Annotated in this window: 14 protein-coding genes and 1 riboswitch; of the genes, 4 read left to right on the top strand and 10 right to left on the bottom strand. The window is 71.3% G+C overall.

Going from position 1 to position 14,643, the window contains the following annotated elements; all coding sequences use genetic code 11:
- Positions 1-134 precede the first annotated feature (134 nt).
- On the top strand, positions 135-755 hold the full coding sequence (locus ACZ49J_RS40800) for a uridine kinase family protein (protein ID WP_467456268.1): 621 nt from the start codon (positions 135-137) through the stop codon (positions 753-755).
- Positions 756-1,187: 432 nt separating this feature from the next.
- On the top strand, positions 1,188-3,050 hold the full coding sequence (locus ACZ49J_RS40795) for an AAA family ATPase (RefSeq protein ID WP_467456217.1): 1,863 nt from the start codon (positions 1,188-1,190) through the stop codon (positions 3,048-3,050).
- 237 nt (positions 3,051-3,287) lie between these two features.
- Here ACZ49J_RS40795 and ACZ49J_RS40790 read toward each other — a convergent pair whose 3' ends face one another.
- The 9 genes from ACZ49J_RS40790 to ACZ49J_RS40750 all read right to left on the bottom strand — a co-directional run bounded on the left by ACZ49J_RS40790 (position 3,288) and on the right by ACZ49J_RS40750 (position 10,829).
- Positions 3,288-4,376, bottom strand: a complete 1,089-nt coding sequence (locus ACZ49J_RS40790) for a hemolysin family protein (RefSeq protein WP_467456218.1) — start codon at positions 4,374-4,376, stop codon at positions 3,288-3,290.
- Positions 4,373-5,836, bottom strand: a complete 1,464-nt coding sequence (locus ACZ49J_RS40785) for a hemolysin family protein (RefSeq protein WP_467456219.1) — start codon at positions 5,834-5,836, stop codon at positions 4,373-4,375. The genes ACZ49J_RS40790 and ACZ49J_RS40785 overlap by 4 nt, the downstream gene beginning before the upstream one ends.
- 250 nt (positions 5,837-6,086) lie before the next feature.
- Positions 6,087-6,551 carry a PH domain-containing protein gene (locus tag ACZ49J_RS40780; protein ID WP_467456221.1) on the bottom strand — a complete coding sequence of 155 codons (465 nt, stop codon included), beginning with the start codon at positions 6,549-6,551 and terminating at the stop codon, positions 6,087-6,089.
- Between the two features lie 20 nt (positions 6,552-6,571).
- Positions 6,572-7,420, bottom strand: a complete 849-nt coding sequence (hisG, locus tag ACZ49J_RS40775) for an ATP phosphoribosyltransferase (protein ID WP_467456223.1) — start codon at positions 7,418-7,420, stop codon at positions 6,572-6,574.
- A 59-nt stretch (positions 7,421-7,479) separates the two neighbouring features.
- Positions 7,480-7,752: a phosphoribosyl-ATP diphosphatase gene (locus tag ACZ49J_RS40770; RefSeq protein WP_007491392.1), complete on the bottom strand. Its 273-nt coding sequence runs from the start codon at positions 7,750-7,752 to the stop codon at positions 7,480-7,482.
- Between the two features lie 33 nt (positions 7,753-7,785).
- Positions 7,786-8,271 carry a 6,7-dimethyl-8-ribityllumazine synthase gene (gene ribH, locus ACZ49J_RS40765; RefSeq protein ID WP_031116695.1) on the bottom strand — a complete coding sequence of 162 codons (486 nt, stop codon included), beginning with the start codon at positions 8,269-8,271 and terminating at the stop codon, positions 7,786-7,788.
- Positions 8,272-8,296: 25 nt separating this feature from the next.
- Entirely contained in the window at positions 8,297-9,586 is a 1,290-nt protein-coding gene (locus ACZ49J_RS40760; RefSeq protein ID WP_467456224.1) for a bifunctional 3,4-dihydroxy-2-butanone-4-phosphate synthase/GTP cyclohydrolase II, read from the bottom strand.
- Entirely contained in the window at positions 9,583-10,218 is a 636-nt protein-coding gene (locus ACZ49J_RS40755; protein WP_467456225.1) for a nicotinamide mononucleotide transporter family protein, read from the bottom strand. Before ACZ49J_RS40755 ends, ACZ49J_RS40760 begins: the two co-directional genes overlap by 4 nt.
- Entirely contained in the window at positions 10,215-10,829 is a 615-nt protein-coding gene (locus tag ACZ49J_RS40750) for a riboflavin synthase (protein WP_467456227.1), read from the bottom strand. Before ACZ49J_RS40750 ends, ACZ49J_RS40755 begins: the two co-directional genes overlap by 4 nt.
- A 152-nt stretch (positions 10,830-10,981) precedes the next feature.
- Positions 10,982-11,112, bottom strand: a riboswitch (FMN riboswitch).
- A 287-nt stretch (positions 11,113-11,399) separates the two neighbouring features.
- Between ACZ49J_RS40750 and ACZ49J_RS40745 the strand changes: the two genes are divergently transcribed.
- Both ACZ49J_RS40745 and ACZ49J_RS40740 read left to right on the top strand, forming a co-directional pair.
- A complete protein-coding gene (locus ACZ49J_RS40745) occupies positions 11,400-12,290 on the top strand; it encodes an RNA polymerase sigma-70 factor (protein ID WP_467456229.1) in 891 nt (296 codons plus the stop codon).
- A 113-nt stretch (positions 12,291-12,403) separates the two neighbouring features.
- Positions 12,404-13,159 carry an SDR family oxidoreductase gene (locus ACZ49J_RS40740; RefSeq protein ID WP_467456230.1) on the top strand — a complete coding sequence of 252 codons (756 nt, stop codon included), beginning with the start codon at positions 12,404-12,406 and terminating at the stop codon, positions 13,157-13,159.
- 216 nt (positions 13,160-13,375) lie between these two features.
- On the opposite strand, the gene ACZ49J_RS40735 is transcribed toward ACZ49J_RS40740, so the two are convergent.
- A complete protein-coding gene (locus ACZ49J_RS40735; protein WP_467456232.1) occupies positions 13,376-14,563 on the bottom strand; it encodes an ROK family transcriptional regulator in 1,188 nt (395 codons plus the stop codon).
- Positions 14,564-14,643 lie beyond the last annotated feature (80 nt).

Below are 14,643 nucleotides of genomic sequence, written 5' to 3'. Positions count from 1 at the left end.
CGCGGCGGCAGACATCCTGGAGCGGCCTCGCCACCCGTCCGCAGCGGAGCAGTAGAGTCGGCGACCGCGGCGGGCGCGCCACGCCGCCCTCGCACCCACGTCACGCCGTCCGCGCACCACACCAGGGACTCGCCATTCACGCCCTCGCCGAACGCCTGCGCGCACTGCCTCCCTCCTGCGGGCCGGTCCGCCTGATCGGGATCGACGGGCACGCGGGCTCCGGGAAGACGACCTTCGCCGGGCGGCTGGCCGCCGCACTCGGTGACGCTCCCGTGCTGCATCTGGACGACATCGCCACGCACGAGGAACTGTTCGCCTGGACCGGGCGGCTGCTGAGCCAGGTGATCGAACCGCTCGGCCGCGGCGAGACGGCGCACTATCTCCCCTACGACTGGCGCGCGCGGAGCTTCGGCGCGCCCCGCCCGCTGCCGCCCGCACCGGTCGTCCTGGTGGAAGGGGTGGGCGCGGGCCGCCGCGCACTCCGGCCCCACCTGGCGCGGCTGCTGTGGCTGGAGATGTCGAACGAGGAGGCATGGGCGAGAGGGCGCGTCCGGGACGGGGAGGAGCAGCGGGAGTTCTGGGCCGGGTGGGTCGCCGCGGAGCACCGCCATTTCGCCACGGATCCGTCCCGGCCCCATGCCGATCTTCTGGTGCGGCAGTGGCCAGAGGGGTATGCGGTACTGCCGGGACCTGCCGGGACTGCAGAATCGACCCTGTTCCTCACGGACGGTAACGGCCCCTCCGCTGTGTGCTGAACTCGTGAAGAGCCCCACGGAGGAACTTCTCCGAGTGCCTCAACTCCGCTTGACCCGGGGCCCGTACAGGACTTACGTTCTCAATGTGCGGTCATGCGCGACCGCCTCATACGCGAAGCCCCCGGTTGTTCCCCCGTGATCGGGGGCTTCGTTCTGCCCGCACTCCCTCCCTTCGGGGGTCGCGGAACACAATTCGTTCACCCTCGGTCACCGAGCGCAGTGGGCCCCGTCCGCCCCCACCTCGTAAGACGGGCCGTGCGGCACCCTTCGATGGGCGACCGACCCGCAGGTACGATGCCATCGGTGCGACCTTCGGACGGCTGCAGAAACGCACCGATGCAACTCCCGTCCGCGGCACAGCGGTTCGACGAAGGCTGCCACGGGCACCGGTCCGGCGGCATACCGACGGGGGCACGGTTTGTGGGGGACGTGATGGATTTCGGCACGCGGGGCCCCGAGGCCCCGGCCGACCTCGCCTGGCTGCGAGGCGTGGACGCCTACACGATGGGCGCCTATCCGCAGGCCGAGGAGGAGTTCCGCGCCGCGGTGCGGATGGATCCCGGAATGGCCGACGGCTGGCTGGGGCTCCACGCACTGCGGGTCGACACGACGACCGCGCTGCTCAGGATGTTCCGGCACCGGGAGCGCTTCGGCGAACAGCGCGCCCGCCACCGGCGCACTCTCAACTCCTGGTACTGGCTGGGCTGGTGGGTACAGCCGGTCCTGGAGAGCCCGCGTGACCTGCTGCTGGCCCACGCCTCGCACTGGCTGGACGGCCGCCACGTCCCGGAGCTCGACCGGGCACTGGCCGGGCTGCCGCCCGTGGACACCGACCCCCAGGTCCGCTTCCTGCACGCGTGCCGCGCCTATCTCGTCAAGGACTGGGAGCAGTTGGTCCGGCACACGGACCCCTTGATCAACGACGCCATGCTGGGCATCGAGGCGGGCCTCTTCGGTGGCATGGCCCGGGTCCGTCTGGAGATGTACGGCCAGGCGGAGCCGCTGTTGTCCACGGCTCTCATGCGCTGCCGCAGTGAACAGCCGCAGCGCAAGGAACTGCGGTACTGGCTGGCACGGGCGCACGAGGGGACGGGCCGGTCCGCCGCCGCGCTCCCCCTGTACCGGGCCGTGCACCGGGTGGACCCCGCTTTCATGGACACCTCCGCGCGGCTCGCGGCGATCGCGGAGGGGGACGGGTACGACGACGCGGCGGACTTCGCGGCGATGGCGCTGACCGGGGTCTCGGACGTGCTGGACGGCCCGGACGGGGTGGATCCGCTGTTCGGTGCCGAGGGCCGGGACGTGAAACTCTCGGAGCCTGATCCGCCGCCGGGTGGGCTGCCGCCCGAGACGGCCGACACGGTGGTGCGGGAGAAGACCGTGGTGCCCGTGCAGCCGCTGCCGGCCGGGCCGACCGATCCCGCGCTGCTGGAGGAGGCGCTCGCCGAGCTGGAGCGCATGGTGGGACTGGAGCCGGTGAAGCGCCAGGTCAAGGCTCTCTCGGCGCAGCTGAACATGGCGCGGCTACGGGCGGGGCAGGGCTTACCCGTCCAGCCTCCCAAGCGCCACTTCGTCTTCTCCGGCCCTTCTGGCACGGGCAAGACGACGGTCGCGCGCATCCTGGGCCGGGTCTTCTACGCCCTCGGTCTGCTCGGCGGCGACCACCTGGTGGAGGCCCAGCGCGCCGATCTGGTGGGCGAGTACCTGGGTCAGACCGCGGTGAAGGCCAACGAGCTGATCGACTCGGCGATCGGTGGCGTGCTGTTCGTGGACGAGGCGTACTCGCTGTCCAACTCCGGGTACGGCAAGGGTGACGCGTACGGGGACGAGGCGTTGCAGGTGCTGCTGAAGCGCGCCGAGGACAACCGCGACCACCTCGTCGTGATCCTCGCGGGGTATCCGGAGGGCATGGACCGGCTGCTCGCCGCCAACCCCGGTCTGTCGTCCCGCTTCACGACCCGGGTCGACTTCCCGTCGTACCGGCCTCTGGAACTCACGTCGATCGGTGAGGTACTGGCCGCGGAGAACGGTGACGTGTGGGACGAGGAGGCACTCGAGGAGCTGCGTTCCATCAGCGGGCACGTCGTGGAGCAGGGGTGGATCGACGAGCTCGGCAACGGGCGGTTCCTGCGCACGCTGTACGAGAAGAGCTGTGCGTACAGGGATCTGCGTCTGTCCGGGTATCCGAGCACGCCGACCCGTGACGACTTGTCGACACTTCGGCTGCCGGATCTGATGCAGGCGTACGGGGAGGTTCTTTCGGGGCGGGGGCCTCAGGATCCGTCGGCGATGTGAGTGCGGCGGGGTGGGGGCGCCGGGTTTCCCGCCCCCGCCGCCCCTACCCGTCCCATCCCCGGGGGCTCCGCCCCGGACCGCGCTCCTCAAATCGCCGGAGGGGCTGAATATCAGCCCCTCCGGCGATTTGAGGACGAGGCCGAAGGCCGACAGCGGGGGTCTGGGGGCGCAGCCCCCAGGGGACGGGAATGGGTAGGGGCGGCGGGGACGAGGAAAACCCCCGGCCACCCGCGCCCATTACGCCGTCAGGGCCCCCTCCGGAGCATCGCTGGGGAGGGGTTCCGTCACGCGGGGCGGGTTCGGGTTCCGGTGGGCCGGATCGCGGACCTCGCCCACCAGCAGCTCCAGCACGTCCTCCAGAGCGACCAGCCCCATGATCCTCCCCGACGGATCGGCCACCTGAGCCAGATGAGTGGCGGCACGGCGCATGACCGTGAGGGCGTCGTCCAGGCGGAGCTCGGAGCCGAGCGTGGTCATGGGGCGCCACATCTGCTGCGGAACCGCCCGGTCGGAGTCCTCCAGGTCGAGGACGTCCTTGACGTGCAGGTAGCGGCCCATGAAGGCACCGTTCTCCGCCACCACCGGGAAACGCGAGTAACCCGTACGAGCCGTCAGCGCCACGATCTGGGCGGCTGTCACCGACGGCCCCACCGTCACCAGGGCCTCGCGGTTCAGCAGGACGTCCGTGACCGGACGGGAGCCCAGTTCAAGGGCGTCCTCCAGGCGCTCCTGCTCCTCGGGGTCCAGCAGCCCCGCCTGCCCGGAGTCCTCCACCAGGCGGTTGAGCTGCTCGCTGGTGAAGACCGCCTCCACCTCGTCCTTGGGCTCGACCCGGAAGAGCCTCAGGACGACCCGCGCACAGGCACCGAGCGCCACCGTCACCGGCCTGCACAGACGCGCGAAGGCGACGAGTCCCGGGCTCAGCCACAGCGCCGTCTTCTCGGGCGCCGCCATCGCCAGGTTCTTCGGCACCATCTCACCGATGACGAGGTGCAGGAAGACGACCACGGCGAGCGCGATCACATAGCCCAGCGGGTGGATCATGCCGTGGGGGAGGTGGACCGCCTCGAAGACCGGTTCCAGCAGCCGCGCCACCGTCGGCTCGGCCACCGCGCCCAGCGTCAGCGAGCACACGGTGATGCCGAACTGCGCGGCGGCCATCATCTGCGGCAGCCGCTCCAGGCCGTACAGCACCTGCCGCGCCCGCGCGGTACCCAGCGGTTCGATCTGGCTGCGGCGGACGGAGACCAGGGCGAACTCCGCGCCGACGAAGAATCCGTTGGCGAGCACGAGCAGCAGGGCGAAGAGAAGTTGGAGCACGCTCATCGGGCCGCCTCCGCGACAGGAGCGGGGGCGGGAGCGATGCCCGATACGGGTTCTGTGGTCGTGACCGGAGTCGTGTCCTGCGCTGACGTCGTCCTCGGGGCGGAGGCCTTCTCCGTCAGAGGCGCACCCTTCACGGCCCTGCCCTCCTCCGTGGCCGAAACCGTACGCACGAGCCGTACGCGCTCCGCCCGGTAGTGATCGACCTGCCGGACCGACAACCGCCAGCCGGGAAGTTCGGCCCTGTCACCGGGGGCCGGGATGCGGCCGAGCAGATCGGCCACGAGGCCCGCAACCGTCTCGTAGGGGCCCTCGGGGACATCGAGGCCTATGCGCTGGAGCACGTCGACACGGCAGCTGCCGTCGGCGTCCCACGCGGGGCGCCCGTCCTCGGGCGGGGCCGCGGCGAGCTCGGGCAGGTCGTGGCCGTCGTGCTCGTCGCGCACCTCGCCCACCAGTTCCTCGACGATGTCCTCCAGCGTCACGACGCCGGCCGTGCCGCCGTACTCGTCGACGACGACGGCGATGGGCTGTTCGCTGCGGAGCCGGGCCAGGAGCGGCTGCACGGGCAGCGTCTCGGGGACCAGCAGGGGCGCTTGCGCGATGCGCCCGACCGGGGTGCGCAAACGGTCCTGCGCGGGGATCGCGAGCGCGTCCTTCAGGTGCGCCATGCCGACGATCTCGTCGATGCGGTCCCGGTAGACCGGGAAGCGGGACAGGCCCGTGGCCCGGGTGAGGTTGACGACGTCCTCAGCGGTGGCGGAGGACTGGAGCGCGCTCACCTTCACGCGCGGCGTCATCACGTTCTCCGCGGTCAGCCCGGCCAGGGACAGCGTCCGTACGAAGAGATCCGCCGTGTCCTGTTCCAGCGCGCCGGCCTGGGCCGAGTGCCGGGCCAGCGAGACGAGCTCGCCCGGTGTGCGGGCGGAGGCCAGCTCCTCGGCGGGCTCGACGCCGAGGGCGCGCACGAGCCGGTTGGCGACCGCGTTGAGGCCGGCGATCACCGGGCGGAAGAGGCGGGCGAAGGCGTTCTGGGGTCCCGCGACGAAGCGCGCGACCTGCATCGGCCGGGACACCGCCCAGTTCTTGGGCACGAGCTCGCCGATCACCATCTGCACGGCCGAGGCCAGCAGCATGCCGACCACCACGGTGACACCGGAGACGGCGCCCTCGGGTATGCCGACCGCGGTGAACGGGCCGTGGAGCACCGCCGCGAGCGCCGGTTCGGCGAGCATGCCGACGACGAGCGAGGTGATGGTGATGCCGAGCTGGGTGCCGGAGAGCTGGAAGGACAGCTCCTTGAGCGCGCCCACGACCTTGTGGGCCCGCCGGTCGCCCTCGGCCGCCGCCTGCTCCGCGTCCGGCCGCTCGACCGTCACGAGGCCGAACTCGGCCGCCACGAAGAAGCCGTTGGCGAGAATCAGCAGGAACGCCGCTCCGAGGAGCAGCAGGGGGATGGTCATGATGCCGCCGCCTCCGCACAGCCGGAACGGACGCGGTCCGTGCTATGTCGGGAAGGGGCGGCGCAGGTACTGCAGGACGATCCGTCCATCGCCGGAGGGAGTCACTCCTCGGGTAGCAGGAACCCCTGCGCACCGGGCGGTGCTACAGGGGCGGTGGCGCAAAGGACACGCCTCCGCCACCAGATTAATCAAGACATGGGGTTGTACGGCAGGGGCGAATCCCCCCAGGCGGCTCTGAACGTGCTGTGAATTACCCCTGACGTGTCTCGCGGTCCCCCATCGAGCGGGTCTCCGCGAGCGTCCGCAGCGTCCGGGCGTCCTCGATCGCGCGCTTCTTGGCGATGCCCGGCTGGATGCCGAGCGCGGGCAGGCTGGTGCCGTCGCTGAGGTCGAGGAACACCCAGGGGTCTCCGGGGCGCAGGTTCACCTGGAGGATCTCCGCCCACGCCAGGCGCCGCCTGCTCGCGATGTTCACCACGGTGACCCCGGAGTCGTCGGCGACGACCTTGGGCCGGGACAGCAGGACCAGCACGCCGCAGAGCAGTGCGCCCGTGAAGACGAAACTCACCCGCTCCCCCGGGCTCAGCTTCTCGAGGAGCATCGCGATCACCGTGATGACGACGAAGATCGCGACGCCCGCGGTGAGCAGGACGGCGCGGGTGCGGCCCGGCCGGAAGGTGACGGGGAGGGAGGGAAGATCTGGCTGATCCGGCATCGTGGAACGGTCCTCGGGGGTCACAGACGGCAGGCGTGGATGGCCGTGGTCAGGATGGCCCGTGCGCCGAGGTCGTACAGGTCGTCCATGATCCGCTGGGCCTCCTTGGCGGGGACCATCGCGCGGACGGCGACCCAGCCCTCGTTGTGCAGCGGCGAGACGGTCGGCGACTCCAGGCCGGGGGTGAGCGCGACGGCCTTCTCCAGCTGCTCGACGCGGCAGTCGTAGTCCATCATCACGTACGTCCGGGCCACCAGGACGCCCTGGAGGCGGCGCAGGAACTGCTGCACCTTGGGCTCCTCGGCGTCCGCCCCGGTACGGCGGATCACGACGGCCTCGGACTTCATGATCGGCTCGCCGAAGACCTCCAGGCCGGCGTTACGCAGTGAGGTGCCGGTCTCGACGACGTCAGCGATGACCTCGGCGACACCGAGCTCGATGGCGGTCTCGACGGCGCCGTCGAGGTGGACCACAGAAGCGTCGATGCCGTTGTCGGCGAGGTACTTGGCGACGATGCCCTCGTACGAGGTGGCGACCGTCTTGCCCGTCAGTTCCTCGAGGTCACCGACCGCGCCGGGCTTGGAGGCGAAGCGGAACGTGGAGCGGGCGAAACCGAGCGGGAGGATCTCCTCCGCGTTGGCGCCGGAGTCGATCAGCAGGTCTCGGCCTGTGATGCCGATGTCGAGCTGGCCGGAGGAGACGTAGATCGCGATGTCGCGGGGCCGGAGGTAGAAGAACTCCACCTCGTTCTCCGGGTCGACGATGCGCAGTTCCTTGGACTCGCGGCGCTGCTGGTAGCCCGCCTCATGCAGCATCTCCGCCGCAGGGCCTGACAGGGAACCCTTGTTGGGGACGGCGATGCGCAGCATGAGCTTCCTTTGCTTGTTCGTACGGCGGGCGGGTGCGGGTCGGTCTCAGAGTGGGTGTATCAGAGGTGGGCGTAGACGTCGTCGAGGGAGATCCCGCGCGCGACCATCATCACCTGGACGTGGTACAGCAGCTGCGAGATCTCCTCGGCGGCGGCTTCCTTGCCCTCGTACTCGGCGGCCATCCAGACCTCGGCGGCCTCTTCGACGACCTTCTTGCCGATGGCGTGAACGCCCTTGCCGACCAGTTCGGCGGTGCGCGAGGTGGCGGGATCGCCGTGGGCGGCCTTGTGCTGGAGCTCGGTGAAGAGCTCCTCGAACGTCTTCTTGGACATGGTGGCGCCCACTTTACGCGTGTGCCGCCGGACCTAACGCCAGGGTTCGGATACTGAGCGGAGCGTGGCGGCGGTCGCCACGGCCGCCGTCACCGCCTCGTGCCCCTTGTCCTCGCTGGAGCCCTCGATACCGGCGCGGTCCAGGGCCTGCTCCTCGGTGTCGCAGGTCAGCACGCCGAAGCCGACGGGGACGCCGGTGTCGACGGAGACCTGGGTGAGGCCCTGGGTGACGCCCTGGCACACGTAGTCGAAGTGGGGGGTGCCGCCCCGGATGACGACGCCGAGGGCGACGATCGCGTCGTAGCCGCGGCCCGCGAGCACCTTGGCGACGACCGGGAGCTCCCAGCTGCCGGGGACCCGGAGCAGGGTCGGCTCGTCGATCCCCAGGTCGTGCAGCGCGCGCAGGGCGCCGTCCACCAGACCGTCCATCACCTTCTCGTGCCACTGCGCCGCGATGACGGCGACCCGCAGGTCACCCACATTGCGTACGGACAGTTCGGGTGCGCCCTTGCCGCTCACGTTCTCTTGTCTCCTCGGTGTGCTCTTACTGGTTGCCGCAGGTGGACACGGCGGGCGTGTCCAGCCAGGGCAGGTCGTGGCCCATCCGGTCCCGCTTGGTGCGCAGGTAGCGGAGGTTGTGCTCGCCCGCCTTCACGGGCATCGGCTCGCGGCCGGTGATCTTGAGTCCGTGGCGGGTGAGCGCGTCGGTCTTCTCGGGGTTGTTGGTCATCAGCCGCACGCCGCGGACGCCGAGGTCCTGAAGGATCTGGGCGCCCGCGCCGTAGTCCCGCGCGTCGGCCGGCAGGCCGAGTTCCAGGTTGGCGTCGAGGGTGTCGTGGCCGCGCTCCTGGAGTTCGTACGCGCGCAGCTTGGACATCAGGCCGATGCCGCGGCCCTCGTGGCCGCGCAGGTAGACGACCACGCCGCGGCCCTCGGCCGCGATGCGCTCCAGCGACGTCTGCAGCTGGGGGCCGCAGTCGCAGCGGAGGGAGTGCAGGACGTCACCGGTGAGGCATTCGGAGTGGACGCGGACGAGGACGTCCTCCCCGTCGCCGATGTCGCCGTGGACGAGGGCGACGTGCTCGACGCCGTCGACGGTGGAGCGGTAGCCGTAGGCCGTGAACTCGCCGAACGCGGTGGGCAGGTGGGTCCTCGCCTCGCGGCGGACGGTGGGCTCGGAGGAGCGGCGGTAGGCGATCAGGTCCTCGATGGAGATGATCGACAGGCCGTGCTTGCGGGCGAACGGGATGAGTTCGGGCAGGCGCAGCATGCGGCCGTCCTCGCCGGCGATCTCGACGATGGCACCCGCGGGGCGCAGTCCGGCGAGCCGGGCCAGGTCGACGGCGGCCTCGGTGTGGCCGTCGCGCTCGAGGACGCCGCCGGGCCGGGCGCGCAGCGGGAAGATGTGGCCGGGGCGGACGAAGTCACCCACTTGCGCCGTGCCACTCGCGAGCAGTTGGAGGGTCGTGGCGCGGTCTGCGGCGGAGATGCCCGTGGTGACGCCGTGCTCGGGTGTGGCGTCGACGGTGACCGTGAAGGCGGTGCGCATCGACTCGGTGTTGTGCTGCACCATCTGGGGCAGTTCGAGCCGGTCGAGTTCGTCGCCCTCCATGGGCGCGCAGATCATGCCCCGGCACTCGCTCATCATGAAGGCGATGATCTCGGGGGTGACCTTCTCGGCGGCGATGACGAGGTCGCCCTCGTTCTCGCGGTCCTCGTCGTCGACGACCACGACCGGGCGGCCCGCCGCGATGTCGGCGATGGCCTGTTCGACCGGGTCGAGCGCGAAGTCCTCGATGCTGTCGGTGCTGTAGAGGATCGGCGCCGTAGTCATGCGGGTGCTCCTTCCAGGGCGGGCTGCCGGGAGCGCAGCCACCAGTCGCGCATGCCCCACAGGACGAGCGCGCCGTAGATGACGTAGACGAAACCGGAGAAGGCGAAGCCGTTGGCGAAGTTCAGCGGCACGCCGACGAGGTCGACGAGCAGCCAGGCGAACCAGAACTCGACCATCCCGCGCGCCTGGGCGTACATGGCGACGATCGTGCCGACGAAGATGTACGCGTCCGGCCAGGGGTCCCAGGACAGGGTCGGGTAGGCGGTGAACAGGCCACCGACGGCGAGCGTGCCGAGGGCGGCGGCGGCCACCAGGCAGCCGCGCTCGCGCCAGGTGGCGAACCGTACGGCGATGTGGCCGTCCTGTGCCTGGTCACGGCCGCGGTTCCACTGCCAGAAGCCGTAGACCGCGACGAGCATGACGACCACCTGCTTGCCGGCGCTGCCGGAGAGGTGAGCGGTGGCGAAGGCCGCGAAGAGGATGACACCGGACAGGAACTGCGCCGGCCAGGTCCACAGGGAGCGGCGCCAGCCGAGCGCGAGGGCGATCAGGCCGATCACGTTGCCGATCATGTCCGACCACTTGATGTGCTGGCCGAACAGCGTGAACGCCTCGGAGTTGAGCCAGTTCACTGCCCGGCCCCCTGACTCGCCCCGCGATCGCCGAGCAGCCGCTCGACGTACTTGGCGATGACGTCGACCTCGAGGTTGACCGGGTCGCCGGCCTGCTTGTGGCCGAGGGTCGTGAGGGCGAGGGTGGTCGGGATGAGGCTGACCGTGAAGTAGTCGGGGCCGGCGTCGACGACGGTGAGGCTGATGCCGTCGACGGTGATGGAGCCCTTCTCCACGACGTACCGGGAGAGGTCGGCGGGGAGTGAGACCTTCACGATCTCCCAGTTCTCGGACGGCTTGCGTTCGAGGACCGTACCGGTGCCGTCGACGTGGCCCTGCACGATGTGGCCGCCGAGGCGGGCGCCCACCGCCATGGGGCGTTCGAGGTTGACGCGGGAGCCGACGGCCAGAGCACCGAGGCTGGAGCGTTCGAGCGTCTCGGCCATGACGTCGGCGGTGAACCAGTCGTCCCCGTACTCGACGACCGTGAGACAGACGCCGTTGACGGCGATGGAGTCGCCGTGCCGCGCGCCCTGCGTGACGACGGGGCCTCGCAGGCGGAAGCGGGAGGAGTCGCCGAGGTTCTCGACGGCGGTGACCTCACCCAGCTCTTCGACGATTCCGGTGAACACTTCCCGGGTCCTCCTGCCTCATGGGGCACGGACTCCGGGGCTGTCGAGGACGACAGACTGAGCGGACTGCGGCACGGAGAGCGACGCCGCGTGGGACCCGTCCGGTGAGGACGGACCACAAACAGACGGCGGCGCGCACGTATGCCCGCCCGCCGCGCACTGCCTCCCATCCGGACTTTAACCGTCGGTCCAGGAATTTCACCTGGTCAACCGATCACTGGAAGCGATCGGGTCGCGGACTGTAACCGCCGGTTCGGACTTTCACCGACCCCGGAGTGCGCTGCTTCTGGTACAGGGCCAGTGTGCCACGCCTGATCGTCACTCATGCGGCCGAATCCTGTGGGGTGCCTCACAGGCGCTCGCACTGGACTTCTCGGACCGCCACGGAGGGCTCAACCGCCGTACTTCAACACTCCGTTGAATGGTACAGACCTATTGACCGTCTGATCCGGTCCTCCTAGGGTCTGCGGTCACGGCGTCCGTCCGAAGAGCCCGGCGTCCGCCCCTCAGTGCCACCCGGCGGCGGTGACGACGGCCCTTGCCCGCCGCCGGGTCTGCCAGGGTGGAGGCGTGACGACCAGCGCGAGCGCCGACGAGTTCGAGAGCCACCGCCCACGCCTGTTCGGCCTGGCCTACCGCATGCTCGGCTCGGCCGCGGACGCCGAGGACACCGTGCAGGACGCCTACCTGCGGTTCAGCGGCGCCGACCGTACGGCCATCGAGCAGCCCGCGGCCTGGCTGGCCAAGGTGGTCACGAACCTCTGCCTCAACCGCCTCACCTCGGCCCCCGCCCGGCGCGAGCGGTACCAGGGCCCCTGGCTGCCGGAGCCGGTCGCCACCGCCGACGGCACGCTCGGCCCCCTGGAGTCGGCGGAGCAGCGCGACGCCGTGTCCCTGGCGCTGCTGGTCCTGCTGGAGCGGCTCACGCCGGCCGAGAGGGCCGTGTACGTGCTGCGGGAGGCGTTCGCGTACGGCCACAGGGAGATCGCCGGCGTGCTGGACCTGAGCGAGGCCAACTGCCGCCAGCTGTACCGGCGGGCGGTACGGCGGGTGGCCGCCCCCGAGACCCGTTTCGAGGCCACGCCCGAACGGCGGGACGAACTGGTGGCGTCGTTCCTCACGGCGGCCCGTGACGGCGACCTGGCCGGCCTGGAGAAGGTGCTCGCGGCCGATGTGACCTGGTGGAGCGACGGTGGCGGCAAGGTCAGCGCGGCCCTGCGGCCGATCGAGGGACGCGAGAAGGTCGTGCGCTTCCTCGTGGGTGTGCTGGAGCGGTTCGCGGCGGGGACGGACTTCACGGTGGCCGAGGTCAACGGCGCGACCGCACTGGCGGTCTGGAGGGGAGACACCCTGGCCGGCGTCGTCGGATTCGAGGTGCGCGGCGGGCTGGTCGTCACCCTGCGAGCCGTGGTGAACCCGGACAAGCTGGAGTTCATCGGCCGCCAGCTCGGCCGCCCGTAGCGCCCGGCAGCACGTCGCTGGTCCCCGCTGTCACATTTCCGGGAGCTGTCCGGTCCCAGCTGACGGAGGGTGTTCCACGAGGGGGCGCCCGCCATCCGAAGGGACCGAACAGCATGACCAGCATCCTGGTGACCGGCGGAACCGGAACGCTCGGCAGGCTCGTCACCGAGCGGCTGCGCGGGGACGGACACGAGGCGCGCGTGCTCAGCCGGCACACCCAGCCCTACGCCGTCGACCTGCGCGAGGGCGGCCTGGGACTCGACGCGGCCGTGTCGGGTGTGGAGACGGTTGTGCACTGCGCGAGCTCACCGCGCGGGGGCGACGAGAAGGCGGCGGCGAACCTGATCCGGGCCGCGCGCGAGGCGGGCGTGCCCCATCTGGTCTACATCTCGATCGCCGGCATCGACCGGGTGCCGTTCGGCTACTACACGACCAAGCTGGCCGTGGAGCGGCAGGTCGAGCGGTCGGGGCTCGGCTGGACGATCCTGCGCGCCACCCAGTTCCACGACCTGCTCGTGACGCTCTTCCAGGCAATGTCCAGGCCGCCGGTCATGCTCCTGCCGGCCGGAGTGAGCGACCAGCCGGTCGCCGTGGCCGAGGTCGCCGACCGCCTGACCGAGCTGGCCGGGGGCGCCCCCGCCGGGCGGGTCGAGGACATGGGCGGGCCCGAGGTCCGTACCTTGCCGGAGCTGGCCCGCGCCTACATGGCCGCCACCGGTCGCCGCCGGCCGGTCCTGGAAGTGCCCCTCGCCGGCAAGGCGTACCGCGCCTTCCGGGCAGGCGGCCACCTCGCGCCGGAACAGGCCGTGGGAAAGGGCACGTTCGAGGAGTACCTGGCCGAACGGTTCGGCACGGGACGGGCGCGCTGAGGGGTCCTTTCACTATGAGCGTCCGATCAGGTCGCGTGGTCTGGTGCCGTGCATCGCAAGGCGCCGGAAGGTCCTCGATGGGGGTCCCCCCGCTTGAGCGAAGCCGAGAGCGGGGGGGAGGAGCTACTAGGGCCTTTCGGCAACGCGGCGAGGTGCGGTGCCAGGCCGCGCGACCCGGACGGGCATAGTGAAAGGACCCCTGAGCCCGTGGCCGGCCTACCGCGAGGACAGCGGCCCGAACAGTTCGTCCTGAGCGGCCTCCCGCGCCATCAGCAGCGCCCCGCGCACCACGGCAGCACCGCCGAGCACGCTCGCCCGCGCCTCGGTCGGCAGCGGCGACATCCGCCCGAGCCGCTCGCCGACCCGGGCCGCGAGCACGGCCCCGCCGGCCTGACCGATCTCGCCACCGAGCACCACACACCCGGGGTCGAGGACGGCGACGACGGAGGCCACGCCTATGGTGAGCCGGTCGGCCAGGGCGTCGAGGAAACGGGAGGCCGCGCCGGTCTCCTCCTCCACGGCGCGCCGTACGAGGGTCGCCGCGCGCACACCGCCGTCCGGCCCCTCCGCCGCCAGGCCGTGCTCATGGGCCAGCGCCACCACGGCAGCGTCGCCGACGAGCGAGTGGAAGCCTCCCGCGCAGTCCGTGGCCGAGGGGAGCGCGGCCGGGCCGGGCACCGGGAGGAAGCCGATCTCGCCCGTGCCGCCGGAGGCGCCGCGGCGCAGGCGGCCGTCGAGGACGACGGCGGCACCGGTGCCGAGGCCGAGCCACAGCAGGACGAAGGTGTCGCGGTCACGGGCGGCGCCGTCGCGCTGTTCGGCGAGCGCGGCGAGGTTCGTCTCGTTCTCGACGATCACCCGGGCCGGGAGGCGTTCGCCGAGGGCCCCGACCAGTCGGCGGTGCCACTCGGGCAGTCCGGACGAGTCGCGCAGCTCGCCCGTGGCGGGGTCGATGAGGCCCGGTGCCCCGATGGCCACGGTGTGCAGCGGGTCCACCCCCGCCTCCTTGGCCGCGCGCTCCACCAGCGCGACCGCCTGCTCCACCGCGGGCCCGGTTCCGGTGTCGTCCGCGATCGGCACGGACGCCCGGCTGAGTTCTGTACCGACCAGGTCGGCGACGACGACGGTCACTCCCTCGGTGCGCACATCGAGGGCGGCCAGGTGGGCGCGGTCGGCGACGATTCCGTACAGGCGCGCGTTCGGCCCGCGGCGCTGCTCCCCCGACTCGCCCACGACGTCGATGAGGCCGGCCGCGGTGAGGCGCTCCACGAGGTCGGCGACCGTGGGCCGGGACAGTCCGGTGAGCTGCTTGAGCCGCCCTGCCGTCAGCGGGCCCTCCTGCTGCAGCAGCCGCAGGGCGAGCCGGTCGTTGATGGCCCGGGCGGTGCTCGGTGATGCGGGCATGCCGGGATCCTCCCAGATCACTGGCGGCGCGCGGCGGTGGCCTCCGAGCGTCCTGTGAACGCCTATCTATCAGGCAGGGT

This window comes from Streptomyces sp. NPDC030840 (genome assembly GCF_055572015.1).
This window is presented reverse-complemented; position numbering and strand designations above follow the sequence as displayed.

What these genes read in the sequence shown, in the direction of transcription:
- ACZ49J_RS40760 (WP_467456224.1), bottom strand. Translation starts at nt 9,586, where the DNA reads ATGACTACGGCGCCGATCCTCTACAGCACCGACAGCATCGAGGACTTC.
- ACZ49J_RS40740 (WP_467456230.1), top strand. Translation starts at nt 12,404, where the DNA reads ATGACCAGCATCCTGGTGACCGGCGGAACCGGAACGCTCGGCAGGCTC.
- ACZ49J_RS40780 (WP_467456221.1), bottom strand. Translation starts at nt 6,551, where the DNA reads ATGCCGGATCAGCCAGATCTTCCCTCCCTCCCCGTCACCTTCCGGCCG.
- ACZ49J_RS40785 (WP_467456219.1), bottom strand. Translation starts at nt 5,836, where the DNA reads ATGACCATCCCCCTGCTGCTCCTCGGAGCGGCGTTCCTGCTGATTCTC.
- hisG (WP_467456223.1), bottom strand. Translation starts at nt 7,420, where the DNA reads ATGCTGCGCATCGCCGTCCCCAACAAGGGTTCCCTGTCAGGCCCTGCG.
- ACZ49J_RS40735 (WP_467456232.1), bottom strand. Translation starts at nt 14,563, where the DNA reads ATGCCCGCATCACCGAGCACCGCCCGGGCCATCAACGACCGGCTCGCC.
- ACZ49J_RS40770 (WP_007491392.1), bottom strand. Translation starts at nt 7,752, where the DNA reads ATGTCCAAGAAGACGTTCGAGGAGCTCTTCACCGAGCTCCAGCACAAG.
- ACZ49J_RS40790 (WP_467456218.1), bottom strand. Translation starts at nt 4,376, where the DNA reads ATGAGCGTGCTCCAACTTCTCTTCGCCCTGCTGCTCGTGCTCGCCAAC.
- ACZ49J_RS40795 (WP_467456217.1), top strand. Translation starts at nt 1,188, where the DNA reads ATGGATTTCGGCACGCGGGGCCCCGAGGCCCCGGCCGACCTCGCCTGG.